This is a genomic window from Acetobacter tropicalis (assembly GCF_030644465.1).
Taxonomy (GTDB): Bacteria; Pseudomonadota; Alphaproteobacteria; order Acetobacterales; family Acetobacteraceae; genus Acetobacter; species Acetobacter tropicalis.
Genome location: NZ_JAUYUW010000001.1, coordinates 3,482,726 through 3,496,299 on the forward strand (window position 1 = coordinate 3,482,726; position 13,574 = coordinate 3,496,299).

Below are 13,574 nucleotides of genomic sequence, written 5' to 3' on the forward strand. Positions count from 1 at the left end.
GCCTATAGAAGGCGGACGAGAAAAGAAGGCTGCTGATAGGGCGCTATCTTAGGCCATCAAGCGCTTTTCTATGAGGCATGCTGCATGCAGGGAGAAGGATGAGGAAGGGAACTCGGGCCGTCATGGTTTCTCTCTCAGGAAACCAGCCATCCCCGACCGGCATCCGGGCTTATCACGACGATGGCAGGTCTCCTGACTCGCGGATCACAGAAATCTGTTTGGCCTTCCCGGTCCAAATGTACCAGTGACCTGTTCCTGCAAGGAAACATAATAAACAGACTCTCACCGCCAACAGTTGCGGGGGCAGTTGCAGACTAGCTTCCGGACCAGCGTCCAGCCGAAGCATACAGCATTCCCTTTTCATCCGTTTGCACGGAACCATCGACTATATGCCCTTATAAGCAGGACGTTGGCGTGATTTCAATACACTCATAGAGGGAAATAGAGTATTTTCCTACTGTATTCGGACATCAGTAGCCTAGGGATAACTCTATTTTGTAGATATTTTCAGGCTTTTGTCTCTATGCCTATTCGGCGTGGGCTGTAAGTAACATTAGAAATTAGGAAAGATTCTATTCTTCCATTAAAGATAGACAATTCTTCTTGTTTTACATTCTTTACTGCTTTACCGTTTTTTATTGTTTTGCCTCTGAACGGCGCAGCAGATAGATATCCATGATCCACCCGTGGCAAGCTCGGGCTTGAGCGCGGGTTGTGATGATTTCTGGGCCAATTTCCGTCAAGGGACCGGAGAGTAGTATCTGTTCCGGCATGCCCACATACGCTCCCCAATAGATAGTGATATCCTTTGCAGGAATAAATTGGAACGAACAGTCTCCATCCAACATGACAATGACTGTATTGCTGCCGTTTGGCCAACCATGATCACGTAACTGGCGGCCGGTTGTGACTGTAAAGGGTGCGCCTATATCGTTAAGCGCGATGGTATGTGCTGCTGCCAGCATATTCAGGGACATAATCCCCGGGATACTACGGATTTGTGGGGCTGGTTCCAAACGCGCGGCAATGCGCAGGGTGCTGTCATATAGTGCGGGATCTCCCCATACGAGCAGTGCAACCGTTCCACCTTGCGGCAGGTGTGTACAAATAGTTTCCTGCCATACTCGTGCAATAGCATTATGCCATTGCACAACACCATGGCGGTAATCTGGATCCGCTGTATTGCGGCGAGGCATATCAAATTCTGCAATCCGGCAAGCAGGATTTGTAAGAATCTGTTTGCAGAGAGTTTGGCGTAGATCAGCCAGATCAGCCTTATTCTGTTCCTTGCGGGGAATAAGAATGAGGTCGGCCGCGTTGAGTTCGCGCACAGCCTGTAGTGTCAAATGGTCAGGATTTCCTGTCCCGATTCCGACAAGAACCAGATCAATCATGTAATGTTTCCGTAGGAATAAACTGGATATACGGGCTGTAATACGGAGCAAGGTGTGACGTTTACCCTCTCCGCAAGAATGGCAGTTTGCAGGAAGATGCCACCGGCATAAAACCGCCCTTGCTTCTCCCGCGGTCGCCCTTTGGCGAGAGTTGTTCTCTCAAGACCGGAGTGGATCATGTTGCCGGTGCAATGAGATGAAAAAACGTGCCTGTTGCCAGGCCCCGGCGTGAGCCTGCTTCAGAGACTTGGGTGCCGTTAGCATCAACTGTCATGGCAAGCATATCATCTGGTTGATTTGTAATGGTGGCATAATGGAATTCATGCCCGCGCAGGCGTTGCCCCGCATTATAGCCGGGAATTGGAGCCGCCAGAGTGGCCAGCCGATAGCCCAAATGCATACGCCGTTTGGCAAAAGAGGTTTCCAGACCAAGCAGACCTGCCATTTGATGATGCGTTCCTTGCGCATCAACCAGACCTGCGCCCATAGCCATGTAGCCGCCGCATTCTCCATGAACGGGCCGCGTTAGAGCAAAATTCTGGAGTTTTTCGCGGAAATGACCGGCAGCAGCCAGAGTTTCCGCATGCAGTTCAGGATAACCACCGGGAAGCCAGCAGACATCGGCGCTCGGGGCTGGTGCTTCATTAGCAAGGGGAGAGAAGGGGACAATTTCGGCCCCCATGGCCCGCCAGCCTTCAAACAAATGCGGATAGATAAAGGAAAAGGCTGCATCTCGCGCCAGTGCGATACGCTGGCCCGGAGGCGATACAGTAAGCGACTTGGCGTGGGTATTATAATCACGACTTGCAAGCGCCAGAATCTGATCCAGATCCACATGTGCAGCAATAAACGCCCCTAGCTTGTCCAGCAAAGTGGAAAGGTGAGGCTGTTCTTCAGCCTGTACCAAGCCCAGATGCCGCTCAGGCAGGGTAACAGCGCCCTGCCGGGGGAGTGCGCCAACCACTGGTAGCCCGACATGAGCCATGCCAAGACGGATCAAGGCTTCATGCCGTGGGCTGGCAACACGGTTGAGAATGACCCCGGCCAGCCTGATATGAGGAGAGAATTGAGCGAAACCATGCGCGATAGCCGCAGCAGATTGAGCCTGTCCGGAAACATCCAGCACCAGAAGAACAGGCCATCCCGTTAAGGCTGCAAGATCCGCACTGGCACCGTTGCCAGCTTCTCCAGCCGATGCCACGCCATCAAATAACCCCATGGAGCCTTCAGCAACCATCAGATCAGCGTCTGTCCGCGCACCGATCAGGCCACTAATCCGGTCCTTACACATGGCCCAACTATCGAGATTGAGGGAGACACGGCCAGACGCAGCAGTATGAAAAGCGGGGTCTATATAGTCCGGCCCATTTTTGAACGGTTGGACACTCAGCCCTCGCGCCTTCAATGCGGCAAGCAGCCCGAGTGTCACCATTGTTTTGCCCGCGCCAGAAGCTGGCGCGGAAATAATCACTCCTGGGCAGTTTGTCTGATCTGGCGTCATGTGGCCTCAGGAAAGCGTGGGGCCGTTCCGAGAGGACGGAAGCGACGATCATAATCCGCAGCGTACAACCGGCTTGTCTCAAAATCCGTGGCACCAAGCGAGCGTCCAACTAGAATCAGGGCCGTACGCTCAAGCTCATGAGCAAGGTCATTGGCCAGAGCCCCTGCAAGCGTAGCCAGAGTAGCGCGGACAATCCGCTCATCTGGCCAACTGGCTCGCCAGACAATGGCGACAGGACAGTCAGGCCCGTAATGGGGAGAAAGCTCCGCCACCACGCGGTCCAGCACGTGGATGGATAAATGAATGGCAAGTGTTGCCCCTGTTGCCGCGAAGGCTGCAAGATTTTCGGCGGCCGGCATGGATGTGGCGCGCCCGGAAGTACGTGTCAGCACAACAGACTGCACGATACCGGGCAAAGTCAGCTCCGTTCCCAATGCCGCGGCAGCGGCGGCAAAGGAAGGAACGCCCGGGGTTACATCGTATGGGATATCAAGAGCACAAAGGCGGCGGAGCTGCTCCCCCATGGCGGACCACACCGACAGATCACCCGAGTGGAGACGAGCGACATCCTGACCAGCAGCATGAGCGGACTCAATTTCCGTGATAATCTCATCTAGAGAGAGGGGGGCCGTGTTAATAATCCTGGCACCAGGAGGGCAGTATTCAAGCAGCGCCTCTGGAACCAGGGAGCCTGCATAGAGGCAGACTGGACAGGCCGCTATCAAATCTCGCCCACGCAGGGTTATCAGGTCAGGAGCACCCGGTCCGGCACCAATAAAGTGAACAGTCATGCCGTTATATCCTTCTGTGTCACGTTTTTGGCCATATCTGGCACAGTCCGTTCAGCAATAGCTGCTGTTGCCATACCGTCTGAGGAGACAACACGAGACACCAGCAGGCTTGCTCCTTGCCCTGCTGCGGCGAGTGCCGTTGCTTCTGCAATACTTCCCGTTCCGAAACGACGCATGATACGGTCTGAGACGGTTGGAGTTGTGAGAGATGGCAGCATATCAGCCCCTATCGGACAGATGGGGAGGCCAAGTTCTTCAGCCAGCGCCATAAAGGCTGGAGAGCATATCTTGGGTGCCAGTGTGGCCAGAATGCCAATACCCTGAGCACCTCCCGCCGCCGCCAACGCACACCGCAATGAGGCGAGGGATGCTGCACGGCGAAATCCGAACCCTGCAACCTTCATCGGGTCACACTCCATTGTACAATTGGACGGACCGGAACCCAGCCACTCATGGTCCCTAATGGAGCAGCACTTGCCAGTTCGATCCGCAGAAGGTCTCCCCCTTTCTGCCCGTACCAGGTGGCCAGTAATGTTTCTGTTTCAAGTGTCACGCTGTTTGCCACAATGCGCGTACCGGGAGAGAGCGTATCCCACACATAATCCAGCAAGGCGGCACTGCCGCCCCCGCCAATGAAGACAGCATCAGGTGCAGGCAACCCCTCCAAGGCATCTGGCGCTTGGCCTTCTACAATCTCCATGCGAGGTTCTAAACCGAACGCGCGGGCATTGGCCTGAATATTGGCTATACGTTCCGTACGGGCTTCCACAGCAATGGCGCGCCCCCCCGCGAGACACCATTCCAGCGAGATGGAACCTGAGCCGGCCCCGATATCCCACAGAAGTTCGTCGGGCCGAGGAGCTAGAGCGGAAAGAGTAAGCGCCCGCACGGGGCGTTTGGTAATCTGGCCATCATGACGAAAGACGGTATCTGGCAGGCCAGAGGCATGACTAAGACCAGCCGAGCCAGAGACGGCAATGGCCACAGCAACGGGAGCCATAATATCCGTATAGGCAAACTGTTCTGCAACGACAGAACGAATACGTTCACGCGGCCCACCCAGTGCCTCCATGACATAGAGCGTTGAGGCCCCGAACCCCCGATGACTCAGCCAGCCAGCCAGAGAACCCGCTGACGCGGCATCACGTAGCAGACAGATGACGCGCTGCTTGTTATGCAGAACGGGTTGTAACCGTTCAAAAGGGGCTGCGTGCAACGCTATGCAGGCGACCTGCTCCAAGGGCCAACCAAGCCGGTTAGCTGCCAGTGAAAATGTAGAGGGAGCAGGGTGTGCAATCCATTCCTCTGGTTCTAGGCTGGCCGCAAGACGGGAGCCTGCGCCAAACCAGAATGGATCTCCCGATGCCAGAACAACCACTTTGCGGCCACGGGCGGCCAGAACCGGCTCCACGGAAAAGGGGATGGGCCAGGGGCGGCCACGTTCTCCGGCATCCACCAGAGCCAGATGGCGCGGGCCACCAAAAATGATTTCTGCATTGGCTAGTTCACTCTGGCGCGCAGCGGATAAACCTGCCATCCCGTCTTCACCAAGACCGATGATGACAAGCCAAGGTTCCACACGGGAGTTAACCATGATGCGCGTCCTGCTGCTGGGCGGCACGACTGAAGCCAGCCAGATGGCCCGTATTCTTGCTGATGCAGACATGGACGCCATTTTTTCCTACGCGGGGAGAACTGCCTCGCCGCGCCAACAACCGCTGCCTGTCCGCATTGGTGGATTTGGCGGCGTGGAGGGGCTGGTGGCTTATCTGCGTGAGGCGGGCATTACGCATGTGATTGACGCCACCCACCCTTTTGCCGCCAACATGAGTACCAATGCGGTGATGGCCTGTAGCAAGACAGGTATTCCGCTGCTGGCATTTGAGCGGGCTCCATGGTGTCCCCAAGAAGGCGATAACTGGTTGCGTGTTGCTGATGAATCCGCTGCCGCTGCGGCGTTGCCCGTTACTCCAGCGCGCGTGTTTCTGGCCATTGGCAGGCAGTTGATCAACGCGTTTGCGCAATGCCCGCACCATGAGTATCTGCTGCGTCTGGTTGATCCTCCCGAAGTGCCTCTGCCATTGCCCCGCGCAACAGTCATTATTGCGCGGGGCCCGTTTACGCTGGAAGGGGACAGGGCTGTTATGGAGACGCATGGTATAACCCATGTGGTTGCCAAGAATGCGGGCGGCATAGGAGCACGTTCGAAGCTGGATGCGGCTCGCGCCTTGGGTTTGCCTGTCATTCTGATTGATCGGCCCGTTGTACCGTCGCGTCCTCTTGCGCGCACGGCAGAAGCCGTCATGGCATGGCTTACTCATTCTGCACGCCTTGGCGTATAAACGTAGGGGCCGATGCAGCGTGTCAAAGAATTTCCTACCAGAACCACAGTGCGCATGTCAGCCATTTCTGCGCGCGCGTCTGCCAGCGTTGTAACTTTTATCTTCTCTTGCGGTGTTGTGACTGCCCGAGCAAAAATGATGAGCCGCTCTCTTCCACATTCCTGCCGCAGGATATCAAGTGCTTGCCCAAACTGATGAGGACGGCTTACCGATCGCGGATTATAAAATGCCATTGCGAAATCTGCTTGTGCAGCAAGGCGAATTCTTTTCTCCACAACACTCCATGGCTTGAGATTATCAGAAAGGTTGATGGCACAAAAATCATGGCCGAGTGGCGCGCCGGTTCTGGCTGCAGCGGCGAGCATGGCGGTAATGCCGGGCAATATCCGCGTCTCGACATGAGCCAAGTGAGGCGCACGGTCCATAGCTTCAAAAACCGCGGAAGCCATGGCAAAAACACCAGGATCACCCGATGAAACAACCACAACTTTGCGACCTGATGCTGCCATTTCCAAGGCGTGCGTAGCTCGTTCCAGTTCCACCCGATTATCTGTCGGGTGCAGCGTCAATCCCTCACGGGCAGGAATGCGGGCTACATAAGGAATATACCCGACTATATCTGTGGCTTCAGCAATAGCGACAGTCACTTCTGGGGTGATAAGGGTTTCATTGCCCGGGCCAAGCCCTGCAACGGTTAGGGTTCCTGTCATTACTTCCCCTTCCTCTCAAAGTCTGGCCGACGGCCCTGCCCATGGACCAGTACCGTTGCAAAGTAAGGGCAATTATTCGGGTCAGCTTCTGCTAGACGCATAATTTTCTGGTTTGGCATGGTTCCGCGTTCCACCAGCCAAGCGTCTTGCAGGCGACCTGCGTGTGTCAGGGCGCGACATATTTTGGGTAGGTTTCTACCCGTTTTCATAACGACCAGCGCATCGGCTGTTTGCATGTGCCGTATCAAGTCGGCTTCCTGCATGGTTCCGGTCAACACCGCGAGCACATCGTCTCCCCATGTCATAGGGGTTCCAATGGCGTTCCAGCAGCCTGTCATGCCGGTAATGCCGGGTATGACTTCAAGGGATGCACGCTCCTGCAGGCGGATATACAGGTGCATGAAGGAACCGTAAAAAAACGGGTCTCCCTCACATAGAACCACAATTTCCTGCGTGCGTGCCATATCTGCCAGACGGTCTGCCCACTGATCATAAAACTCGGCGAGCGCATGACGGTAGGCAATACTGGAAACCGGCAGTTCCGTTGTGACCGGATATTCCATGGGATATTCGATAACATCAGGCATCAACATGGCATCAACAATCTGCCGGGCCTGCCCCATGTGTCCAGCCTTACGGAAATAGGCAATATAAGGCGCGTTGCGGATGACCCGATCCGCACGGACGCTGAGAAGATCCGGGGCTCCGGGACCAAGGCCTGCACAGATAATCTTGCCAGACATTCCGCTTACTCCGCCCAACTGGCGAGCGCATTGACGGCCGCCACGGTCATGGCCGAACCGCCCAGCCGCCCCCTTACCGCTAAAAACGGAAGATCAGATGTTGCCATCAGCGCCTCCTTTGATTCCGCAGCCCCCACAAATCCGACCGGACAACCGATAATGGCTGCGGGGCGCGGGCAGCCTGGGTCTTCAAGCATAGTGAGAAGATGGAACAATGCCGTGGGAGCATTCCCGATTGCTACAATGGCCCCCGCCAGATGCGGCCGCCACAGTTCCAACGCTGCTGCTGAGCGCGTATTGCCCATCTGGGCGGCAAGAGCCGGCACAGATGAATCATGCAATGTGCAGATAACGGCATTGTTGGCAGGCAGACGGGCACGGGTAATGCCTTCGCTGACCATGCGGGCATCACATAAAACTGGAGCCCCCGCTTCTAGCGCCGCCCGGGCAGCAACAGCCATTGTGGGAGAGAAAACCAGATGATCCTCAAGGCCAATCATTCCTGCCGCGTGAATCATTCTTACCGCGACACGCTCTTCTTCTGGACTGAAGCGGGCCAAATTGGCTTCCGCCCGAATAATGGAGAAGGACTGGCGATAAATGGCGGCACCGTTGGTTTCATAAGAATAGGGCATCGGGGTCTTCTAACAGTATTTCGGGGGATAGGAGATGTTTGCTGGGTGCAGCACAAGCATTCCCGTTTCGGATAAGACCAAAACCATCAGTCTCTGCTACCAGCGTGAGCGAAGCCTTTGCTGGGTGCGCACATCCCTTCGTACAGCCTGAAACGTGAAGGCTGACTGCTGGCGGAACATGCGAAGCAAGCGCACGGGCTAACGGACGGGTTGGCCGCAAAGCCTGCGAGCAGCCGGGAGCACCTGTACACGCGGCAACACGTAATAACGGATCGTGCGGATTGGTGATGATATGATCCAGCACAGGCGGCTCTGATTGTCCTTCAAGAAGCACCATTCGCCATGGCGTAAGACGTAAAGGAGCAATAGAAGCAAGGGCCGCAAGGAGAGATGCTTCCATCTGCCCAAAGGGCAAGGCCACCAGAATACCAACAGATGACCGATGCGGGACCGGAGCCACCATTACTTTCTCTGGTGCTGCTTCTCTTTCCATGAAGGCCCGAGGCAATCTGACGCCGTGAGCTAGATGCGCCGCCATGCGGCTCTCTCCACCTGTGGCGATAAACCATTTTGCCAATGACAGTACAGTGTCGACCACATTCTCCGGCGTTACGCATGCACCAGTAACAGCACCATCAGGACGGCAAATGAGAGCCCCCGTGGTGTCACGCTCAATCCGAATGTCCGCAGAGACGTGGCGCAGCACAGGGGAGGAACCGGAATCAAGAGCAAAGCCAAATTTACGGGGCAGGAGGAGTGTTTCTTGCTCCTGCAATGCTTTGGCCAGCTTTTCAGCCAGTTCCACTGTGCCATCGCCATGCTCCCAATATGGAGTTACGATACAATTTCGCCTTGCTTCCGCCTCTGGCGTTGGGTCAGTCAGTCCAAGGTGCGTCAGTCCCATTACCAGAGGCTGATAAGTGCGATCCATTACGCCACGAATATGCAACGTAGCGCGAGCTGACAGATCAATAAGACCGTTACCAAACTGTTGCGCCAGATACGCAATACCGGCTGCCTGTTCCTGTGTCAGGCGCCCCGTTAAAGAACGCAGACGCACAAGAAGCCCATCACCAGAAGCCATGGGGCGCAGAATGCCCGGACACCAGCCTTTTACCTCATGCCTGCTCATGCCGGCCCGTGCAGATTGGCAGCAATGGCGTTGCTGCGTGTGTTCCACAAGCCGGCTTCGGCAAGAGAGGAAAAACGCTGGCGCAGCGCAACAAGAGCGCCGGGGTTTTCCTGACCCATGAAGGCCACAATATCGTCACGCCCAAGCGTAGCCTGGTAATAGATATCAAAGAGGTGGGCCGGGACATCGCGTGTTAGATGCGCAAAGGCGGCGAGGTTATCAAGGGTAGCGGTGATTTCCGCCGCACCACGAAAGCCATGGCGCATCATCCCGTTTGCCCAGCCCGGATTGCCCGCACGAGCACGCACCACTCGGGCAATTTCTTCACGCAGCAAACGCGCCCGCGGTGTGTCTGGTCGGGTGGTATCCATATGGTACAATGTTGGGGTTGTGCTACCTATCCGTGCTATGGCCGCAACAGGGCCTGCTTCATGCGCCGCGTAGTCAGACGATAGCAGAAGATCCGTTTCGGGAAGGTCCTGCACATGCACGACGCTATCTGTCTGGGATAGGCGTTTTTCCAATGCTCCGCGGTCCTGATGCATGTCTCCATTAGCGGCAATAGTCCATTCAGACGCAGTGAGCCACGCTTCTCCGGCTGCATCGCGGCCTTCATCACTATAGTTTTCCAGCGCTTCCCCCATACCAAGCCCGTAACTGCCGGGGCGCGGGCCGAAAACACGCGGGCCACGCACAGAGTACGGATTTTCTGCTGCTGGTTCGTCTCTTTTCGCCAGGGCGGCGGTCGCGGCCTCAAACATCTGAGCCAGACCGGGGAAAACATCTCGGAACAGGCCTGAAACACGTAGTGTCACATCAATGCGCGGTCGCCCCAGAAGAGCTGGGGGAAGAATTTCAAAACCGGAAACACGCTCCGATCCGGCATCCCACTGCGGCGCAAGCCCGGCCAGATGCAATGCCATGGCAAACTCCTCGCCGGCGGTGCGCATGGTGGCAGAACCCCAGAGATCAACAATCAGCCCATGAGGCCAGTCTCCATGATCCTGTAAATGACGGCGGAGTAGTTCCTCAGCCAGCCGCACACCTTGGCCATGCGCAACACGGCTTGGTACGCTGCGGGGATCAACGGCATACAGATTGCGCCCGGTGGGCAGAACATCAGATCGGCCACGCTGAGGGGACCCAGCCGGGCCTGGCGCAACCTGACGGCCCGCCAGCGCTTTCAGCAGACCGTCACGCTCGCCAGCCCCATGACCGTAGATATGCAGGCCATCCCCAAACTGACTTTCCTTGATATCGCACACAAAGCGATCAATCCGCACAATGGCTTCGGCAGCACCAGCCTTTTCGGCAAGCCCCAGATCCTGCTCAACACCGCTCGCCTGTGCTTCCGCGCGGATTACACTGATTAAGCGATCACGACGCGCTGGGTCCAACCCTTCTGCCGTGGAATATTCATCAAGCAAGCGTTCAAGCCGCAGAAGCCCCTCTGGCACGGCACTAATGTGTTGAGGAGGAGGAAGGTGCCCCAGTGTCACTGCTCCAATCCGGCGCTTGGCCTGAGCGGCTTCGCCCGGATCATTAACTATAAATGGATAAATGACAGGGAGCGCCCCGATCAACGCCTCCGGCCAGCAGGTAGCGGAAAGTGCCACCGCCTTGCCAGGCAACCATTCCAGAGTACCGTGCGCTCCCATATGCACCAGCGCATGTAATCCTTGCATCTGTAGCCACAAATAGAAGGCTACGTAAGAATGCCGGGGGATACGTGTGAGATCATGATAATCCGCGTCTCGCAGATGCGCTATCCCACGTTCCGGTTGAAGGGCAACAAGAGCATTACCCTGCTGCACAGCGGAAAAATGGAAACAGCCATCTTGCACTAACGGGTCATTGTGCGCCTCGCCCCATGTGTGTTTCAGGGCGTCTTGTAATTCGGACGGCAAAGTGATGAGGGCGGCGTGATAAGCTTCTAACGGCCACTTCTGCCTGCAATGCTGAAGCGCTAACCCAAGCGGCTGTTCAGTTGGAAATACGGTATAACCTGCATGCTGAAGGTTTTTTAGAATTGCGTCCGTGGAAGCCAGCCCGTCCAATCCAACAGCATGAGCCAACTGATCCGGACGACCGGGATAGGTGGAAAGAACAATTGCAAGTTTTTGATCGGCTGCAGGTGTGGCGGCAAGGCGGTGCCATGCGGTAACCCGTTCGGCCACAGCCACAATGCGTTCAGCATCGGAGCGATGCACCAAACGAGAAAATTGAAGATCTGGATCACGTGTTTCAACCGCTTTGAAACTGATGACCCCTGCAAATATGCGTCCGTCAACTTCGGGGAGGACAACATGCATGGCAAGATCAGCGGGAGAAAGACCTCGTTCTGCTGCGGCCCAATCCTCTTGACGGGCCGTAGAAAGCGCGACCTGAAAAACTGGATATCTGGTGGCGTCAAGCGGTGAAGTGCCATTTTCCCCACGTGCGGAAAAAGCTGTCGCATTTATGATAACGGCAACGTGGTTGTCACACAGAGCCTGACGGATCCACTGCGCTGCATCAGGCTGCTTAAGCGAAGGGGCAAACATTCCCATGGCGCGAAAGCCGCGTTCCCGCAATGCCCTGATCAGGGCATCAACTGGCTCTGTATCTGCTGCTGTCAGATAGGCCCTATAGAACATTACGACAGCCAGAGGCGCGCTGCCTGAGGGAACGGAAAACGTGACGCCTAAATCTGGATCATACCATCCTGTGTCAGGTATGATATGAGGTGTAACGCTTAACTTGGCTTCCAACCCCGACACCAAAGCCAGTTGTACAAGAGCTGCCTGAGCCGCTTCAACGCCCCCCATATTGCACAGATTTGCCAGTTTCCGCAGTGTGGGTTCAGTGACTGTAGAACAAGCTATCAGGCTTGGATCTTCACGCCCATCTGCTGCAAGAACGGCCAAAGCAATACCATTTTCACGCGCCAGTTGCTCGACCTGCACCAGCCCGTAATGCCAGTAACTGGCACCGCCTATCAGCCTGACCAGAATGCCTTTTGCCCGCGCAAGCGTGGTTTCAATATAGGTATCGACCGAGAGCGGATGCCGCAATGCAGCAAGATTGGCCAACCGCAGAGTAGGGAGTGCCCCATTTGCAGCATGCCACCCAGCAGCAAACGCGCCCAGATCACTATCAGAAAAAGAGAGCACCACGAGATCAGCCGGGCTTTGCCCCAGATCAATGGGAGTTTCCGTCTCTTCCAGGCCATGACTTTCTCGGAAGATCACGTGCATGCGGATTAATCCTCTGGCGTGGTCTGTCCTATCAGCACGGCCTGGATTGCTTTGGCATCAACATGATCGTGCTCAGCAATCACCACAAGACGCGTCTGCCGGGGCTCTGTGCCCCATGGTCGGTCATACTGAGTACGCACGCGCTCACCTACACCCTGCAACACCATCCGCATCGGTTTTCCGCTGACGGCAACATAACCCTTTACACGGAGAATGTGCTGCGTGCGGGCAAGGGAACGCACTGCTTCGACAAGCGCGTCAGGATTGGTGACCTCCGGCAGATCAACGACTACACTGTCGAAATCTTCATGCTCGTGCTCTTCCTCTCCATCATGATGAGAAGGACGGGCGGCAAGATCATTCTCCGCCTGAGCATTCAGGCCCAGAATCACCTGAGGGTCAATGTTTCCATCCTTGACAGGAATGATGGGCAGGGCGCGCGGAGTGAGAGAGGCGATAACCTCCCGAGCCCGTGTCACGCAGACTTCATTGACCAGATCCGCTTTTGTAAGGAGAACAATATCCGCACAGGAAAGCTGGTCCTCAAACACTTCAGCCAGCGGTGTGTCATGGTCCAGATTATCATCAGCCTGTCGTTGTGCGTTTACAGCTTCTGTATCTGGGGCAAAGCGTCCTTCCGCCACGGCTTCTGCATCAGCCAGCGTGATAACGCCATCTACAGTAATACGAGACCGGATACTGGGCCAATCAAACGCCTTGAGCAGGGGTTTCGGTAAAGCCAGCCCTGAGGTTTCTATCAGAATGTGGTCGGGCCGCTGGGGGAGGGCCATAAGCCGTTCAACTGTGGGAATAAAGTCATCTGCCACTGTGCAGCAGATGCAGCCGTTGGCCAGTTCAAGAATGTTCTCTGCCGGGCAACTCTCATCTGCGCAGGATTTCAGAATTTCTCCATCAACGCCGAGTGTTCCGAACTCATTGACCAGAACCGCCAGCCGCCGCCCTTGTGGGTGCGTCATCAGATGACGGATCAATGTGGTCTTACCTGCACCCAGAAAACCCGTAATGATGGTGACCGGGACCTTGGCAAGATTGTGCCGGGCGGTTCCTGCTTGGGGTGTGGTGTTCATAT

Annotated in this window: 12 protein-coding genes and 1 riboswitch; of the genes, 1 reads left to right on the forward strand and 11 read right to left on the reverse strand. The window is 55.9% G+C overall.

Annotation, left to right across the window (positions count from 1 at the left end):
• Nucleotides 1-165: 165 nt before the first annotated feature.
• A riboswitch (cobalamin riboswitch) is annotated at nt 166-398 on the reverse strand.
• Between the two features lie 237 nt (nt 399-635).
• The 5 genes from cobF to QWU00_RS15685 form a co-directional block, all read right to left on the reverse strand.
• Nucleotides 636-1,394: a precorrin-6A synthase (deacetylating) gene (gene cobF, locus QWU00_RS15665; RefSeq protein ID WP_035381160.1), complete on the reverse strand. Its 759-nt coding sequence runs from the start codon at nt 1,392-1,394 to the stop codon at nt 636-638.
• A 175-nt stretch (nt 1,395-1,569) separates the two neighbouring features.
• Nucleotides 1,570-2,895 carry a cobyrinate a,c-diamide synthase gene (locus QWU00_RS15670; protein ID WP_035381158.1) on the reverse strand — a complete coding sequence of 442 codons (1,326 nt, stop codon included), beginning with the start codon at nt 2,893-2,895 and terminating at the stop codon, nt 1,570-1,572.
• Nucleotides 2,892-3,686, reverse strand: a complete 795-nt coding sequence (gene cobM / locus QWU00_RS15675; protein WP_035381156.1) for a precorrin-4 C(11)-methyltransferase — start codon at nt 3,684-3,686, stop codon at nt 2,892-2,894. Before cobM ends, QWU00_RS15670 begins: the two co-directional genes overlap by 4 nt.
• On the reverse strand, nt 3,683-4,090 hold the full coding sequence (locus QWU00_RS15680; protein WP_052051423.1) for a cobalamin biosynthesis protein: 408 nt from the start codon (nt 4,088-4,090) through the stop codon (nt 3,683-3,685). The genes cobM and QWU00_RS15680 overlap by 4 nt, the downstream gene beginning before the upstream one ends.
• The gene (locus QWU00_RS15685) at nt 4,087-5,280 is read right to left on the reverse strand and encodes a bifunctional cobalt-precorrin-7 (C(5))-methyltransferase/cobalt-precorrin-6B (C(15))-methyltransferase (RefSeq protein WP_035381154.1); all 1,194 of its coding nucleotides are present in this window, start codon (nt 5,278-5,280) and stop codon (nt 4,087-4,089) included. Before QWU00_RS15685 ends, QWU00_RS15680 begins: the two co-directional genes overlap by 4 nt.
• Between QWU00_RS15685 and QWU00_RS15690 the strand changes: the two genes are divergently transcribed.
• A complete protein-coding gene (locus QWU00_RS15690; protein ID WP_035381152.1) occupies nt 5,279-6,028 on the forward strand; it encodes a cobalt-precorrin-6A reductase in 750 nt (249 codons plus the stop codon). The two genes, QWU00_RS15685 and QWU00_RS15690, sit on opposite strands and share 2 nt — an antisense overlap.
• On the opposite strand, the gene cobJ is transcribed toward QWU00_RS15690, so the two are convergent.
• From cobJ to cobW, 6 genes are read right to left on the reverse strand one after another with little or no spacing between them, the layout of a single operon-like run.
• Entirely contained in the window at nt 6,004-6,738 is a 735-nt protein-coding gene (cobJ, locus tag QWU00_RS15695) for a precorrin-3B C(17)-methyltransferase (RefSeq protein WP_035381151.1), read from the reverse strand. The two genes, QWU00_RS15690 and cobJ, sit on opposite strands and share 25 nt — an antisense overlap.
• Entirely contained in the window at nt 6,738-7,481 is a 744-nt protein-coding gene (locus tag QWU00_RS15700; protein ID WP_035381150.1) for a precorrin-2 C(20)-methyltransferase, read from the reverse strand. The genes cobJ and QWU00_RS15700 overlap by 1 nt, the downstream gene beginning before the upstream one ends.
• A gap of 5 nt (nt 7,482-7,486) precedes the next feature.
• Nucleotides 7,487-8,116: a precorrin-8X methylmutase gene (locus QWU00_RS15705; RefSeq protein ID WP_035381148.1), complete on the reverse strand. Its 630-nt coding sequence runs from the start codon at nt 8,114-8,116 to the stop codon at nt 7,487-7,489.
• A complete protein-coding gene (cobG, locus tag QWU00_RS15710) occupies nt 8,100-9,248 on the reverse strand; it encodes a precorrin-3B synthase (protein WP_035381146.1) in 1,149 nt (382 codons plus the stop codon). Before cobG ends, QWU00_RS15705 begins: the two co-directional genes overlap by 17 nt.
• The gene (gene cobN, locus QWU00_RS15715) at nt 9,245-12,484 is read right to left on the reverse strand and encodes a cobaltochelatase subunit CobN (protein WP_035381144.1); all 3,240 of its coding nucleotides are present in this window, start codon (nt 12,482-12,484) and stop codon (nt 9,245-9,247) included. The genes cobG and cobN overlap by 4 nt, the downstream gene beginning before the upstream one ends.
• Nucleotides 12,485-12,489: 5 nt before the next feature.
• Nucleotides 12,490-13,572, reverse strand: a complete 1,083-nt coding sequence (cobW, locus tag QWU00_RS15720; RefSeq protein ID WP_045543523.1) for a cobalamin biosynthesis protein CobW — start codon at nt 13,570-13,572, stop codon at nt 12,490-12,492.
• Nucleotides 13,573-13,574: the final 2 nt, after the last annotated feature.